General features: G+C 78.4%; 3 protein-coding genes. 1 reads left to right on the top strand and 2 read right to left on the bottom strand.

Annotation, left to right across the window (positions count from 1 at the left end):
- Positions 1-420: helix-turn-helix domain-containing protein (locus C6N75_RS25680; RefSeq protein WP_146132676.1), on the bottom strand; the 420-nt coding region annotated here is incomplete at its 3' end.
- Between the two features lie 137 nt (positions 421-557).
- Between C6N75_RS25680 and C6N75_RS25675 the strand changes: the two genes are divergently transcribed.
- Positions 558-2,399 (top strand): cell division protein PerM, encoded by a 1,842-nt coding sequence (locus C6N75_RS25675; protein ID WP_105871263.1) that lies wholly within the window; start codon positions 558-560, stop codon positions 2,397-2,399.
- Here C6N75_RS25675 and C6N75_RS25670 read toward each other — a convergent pair.
- Positions 2,300-3,169, bottom strand: coding sequence for a hypothetical protein (locus C6N75_RS25670; protein WP_105871262.1), 870 nt, complete (start codon positions 3,167-3,169; stop codon positions 2,300-2,302). The genes C6N75_RS25675 and C6N75_RS25670 overlap by 100 nt on opposite strands.
- Positions 3,170-3,414: the final 245 nt, after the last annotated feature.

Below are 3,414 nucleotides of genomic sequence, written 5' to 3'. Positions count from 1 at the left end.
CGACCGGTCCCCGGACCCGGCCCCGGCTTCGTCTCCGGCCCTCGGCACGTCCCCGGCCTTGGGCGACCCCGGCGGCTCCGGCGGCTCGGGCGGGTCGAGATGGTCGTCCGGCGCTTCGACGAGGTGCGGCTCGGCCATCTGGGCCTCCGGCGGTCCGGTGTCCGGTGTGCGCCCGCCGGGCGCGGGGCCGGCCGGGGCGGCACCGCTCAGCAGCCTGAGGTAGGCCTGGCGCTTGCGCCCGCGCGGGGTGGTGCGACCGGTCTCCCAGGAACGCACGGTCGCCCGGGTGACCCCCATGGCCTGGGCGAGCTGCTCCTCGGTCATGTTGCCCGCCTCCCGCAGCCTGCGGCGTTCCTTGGGCGGCGGCAGCGGGGGCGTGTGCAGCCCGTTGGGCTCCTCGGTGGTCGCGGTCCGGGTCATGGCCGACCCCCGGCAGGGCGGCCGTCGGCGGAAGGCGAAAAGTACATAAGCGTATATTGCGCGCCACACCGGCTCTTCGCCCGTTACCCGGATCAAGCGCGTGTCGTTGGCAGCATGGCCGGGTGATCGGAACGCGGGTGATCGGAACGACGACCGTCCGGCTGGCCGGGGTCCTGCCCGGACTCTGTGTGCGCGGCGCGCTCGCCGCGGGACTGGGGCTGGGCGCCGTCACCGTCGTGGTGCTCGCCCTGTGGATCGGCTCCCCCTACCCGGACAGCGGCCCCGGCGGGGCCCTGCACACCGCCGCCGCGCTCTGGCTGCTGGCGCACGGGGCCGAGCTGGCCCGCCCCGCGGCCACCGCCGCCGGGGCGGGCGCCGCGCCGGTCGGCACGGTGCCGCTGCTGCTGGTCGCGCTGCCGCTCTGGCTGCTGTTCCGGACCGCGCGGGACGCCGCCGAGCCCAGCGGCGACGGGCGGCCGCCCCCGCCGGTCGCCGTGGTGGCCGCCGTCTGCTGCGGATACCTCCTGGTCGCAGCGGGGGTCGTGGGTTACGGGAAGACCGGCGGCCCGCTGACCGCCGACCCGCTCGACGCGGCGCTGCACCTCGTCCCGCTCGCCGTCCTGTCCGCCGCCGGCGGCGTGTGGAGCGCCTACGGCCGGCCGGCCGGGCCGCTGCCCGACTGGGCGCCCGAAAGGCTGCGGGTGGCCCTGGCCCGTTCGCGTACCGCCCTCGCCGTACGGACCGGGCTCGCGGCGGCGGGGGTGCTGGCCGCCGGGGGGACGCTGCTGGTGCTGGCCGCACTGGCCTGGCACGCCGGGGCGGCCCGGGACGCGCTGCTCGGCCTGTCCGGGGTGTGGTCCGGCCGTACGGCGGTGGTGCTGCTCTGTCTCGCCCTGCTGCCCAACGCGGCGGTGTGGGCCGCCGCGTACGGCCTGGGCCCCGGTTTCGCGCTGGGCGCGGGCGCCACCGCCACCCCGCTGGCGGTCACCGGGGCGGCCGGGCTGACGCCCTTCCCGCTGCTGGCCGCCGTCCCGGGCGACGGCCCGGGCGGCTGGGCGCACTGGACGAGCGCGCTGGTGCCGCTGGCGGCCGGCGCGGCGGTGGCCCACGGCGTCGGGCGGCGCACCGGCCCGGGGAGCCGGGCGCGGGACACGGCGCTCGCGGTGCTGCTGGCGGCGTTGGTGTGCGGCGCGGTCATGGCGGTGCTCGCCGCGGCGGCGGGCGGACCGCTCGGCACCGGACGGCTCGCCGACTTCGGCCCCGTCTGGTGGACGACGGGCGCGGCGGCGTTCGGCTGGACCGCGCTCACCGGCCTGCCGGGCGCGCTGCTGCTGCGCGCCTGGCGGCTGCGGCGGGAGGCCCGCGAGGAACGGGCCTTCGCGGCGTACGACGGGTCGGGCGGGTACGACGAGCCGGGCGTCCCGGACGTCCGCGAAGGGCCGACCCCGCACCACCAGCCGACGTGCGGCGACCGGCCGTCAGGCCTGGACGGGGCGGGGAGGAGGCCGCACTCGGCGGAGGCGGTGACGGAATCGGAAACGGAAAGGGAGACGAAGGCGGACGACCCGGACGCCCCGGACGACGCCGACGACCCGGACGACGCGGAGGCGTATGCTCCGCTGCCGGCCGCGTGGGAGGAGCCGGCGGCCCGGGAGGCGCGCTGGGCGGCGCTCCGGCAGGCGGCGTACGCGTCCCTCCCTCAGCACGCTCAGCCCCCGCTGCCCCTGACCGACGGGAGCAGGCCCGGCCCGTCCGCACCCCGCCCGGACCCGACCGACCCGACCGACCCCACCGACCCGACCGAGCAGACGGATCCGGCTGACTCGACGGACCCGGCGGGTGCCGCCGACCCGGCGGGCGCCGGCGGCCCCGGCGGGCCTCAGTCGCGGACGCCGAAGACGTCCCGCAGCGGGCTCGGGAGCAGTTCGTTGCAGGACAGCATGCCGCTGCGGGTCAGCGAGTCGTCCACGCAGGAGTAGTAGTCCCGGTACGCGAACTGCACGGTGTACGTCGCGGCCACGATCACCAGGGTCAGCGCGGCCATCACCACGCCGCTGACCGCCGCCGTGGTCTGCGGGCGGCCGCCGCCGGTCGGCTCCTGCGCCGCCGGGGCGGGGGCGCCGCCGACCGCCGCGGCCGTGCGGGCGGCGGCGTCACCGGTGGTGGCGGCGGCCCGCCGGGCGCGCAGTGAGCTGATGCCCCAGTAGAGCGCCAGCGCGCCCAGCAGCAGGGCGAGCTCGGTGAAGTCGAAGACCGAGAAGAAGAAGCCCCAGATGCCGGCCAGCAGGGCGTACCGGGCCCGGCGCTGGGCCGGGTCCTTCATGTCGATGCGGGGAGTCTGCGGGGTCTGCTCGCCGCGCCCGCCGGACTGGTCGCCGGGCTGCGGGCGGCTGCCCCAGCCGCCGCTGGAGCGGCCCGGCTGCCGCGGGCTCCACTGCCCCCAGGGGGAGCGGCTTTCGCCGCCCTGGGCGCCCTCGCCGTCCCGGCCGGTGTCCTCGCCCTCCGGGCGGCGCGGCTGCCAGGGCTGGTCCGGGCGGCCCTCCGGCGGCGCGGCGAACGGGTTGTGGTCGTCCCGGGAGCCCTGCGCGTCACGCGCGTCACGCGACTCGTCTCCCCGGCCTCCGCCGCCCTGGCCCCGGCCGCCCCCGGGGCCCGTCGCGTCCCCCGGGCCGGACGAGCCCGTCGGGTCGGTGGACTGGCGGTCCCGCGACAGCAGGTGGATGGCCGCGCGGCGGCGTCGGTCCGGCATGTGGTGAACGTCTTCCCCTCGGACCCGTCGGAACGGGGTCTCTTCTCGGCGTGCCGACCCCGCGGCGGGGCGGGCCTTCTCCCAGACGCTACCCGTCACCTTCGCCCCCGTCCCGTGGGGGCGGTCGGGTGTGCCGGTATCGTTGCTGACGATCGGCCGCCTCGTAGAGTTCCCCGTATCGGGAGGCATGATCCGTTCGTACGAATCGACGAGCGGTGGCCCCGGCCGGTCGACCACTCCTGGTC

The organism is Streptomyces solincola (assembly GCF_002982015.1).
GTDB classification, from domain to species: Bacteria; Actinomycetota; Actinomycetes; order Streptomycetales; family Streptomycetaceae; genus Streptomyces; species Streptomyces solincola.
The sequence above is the reverse complement of the archived record's forward strand: the minus strand, read 5'-3'. Positions and strand labels throughout refer to the sequence as shown.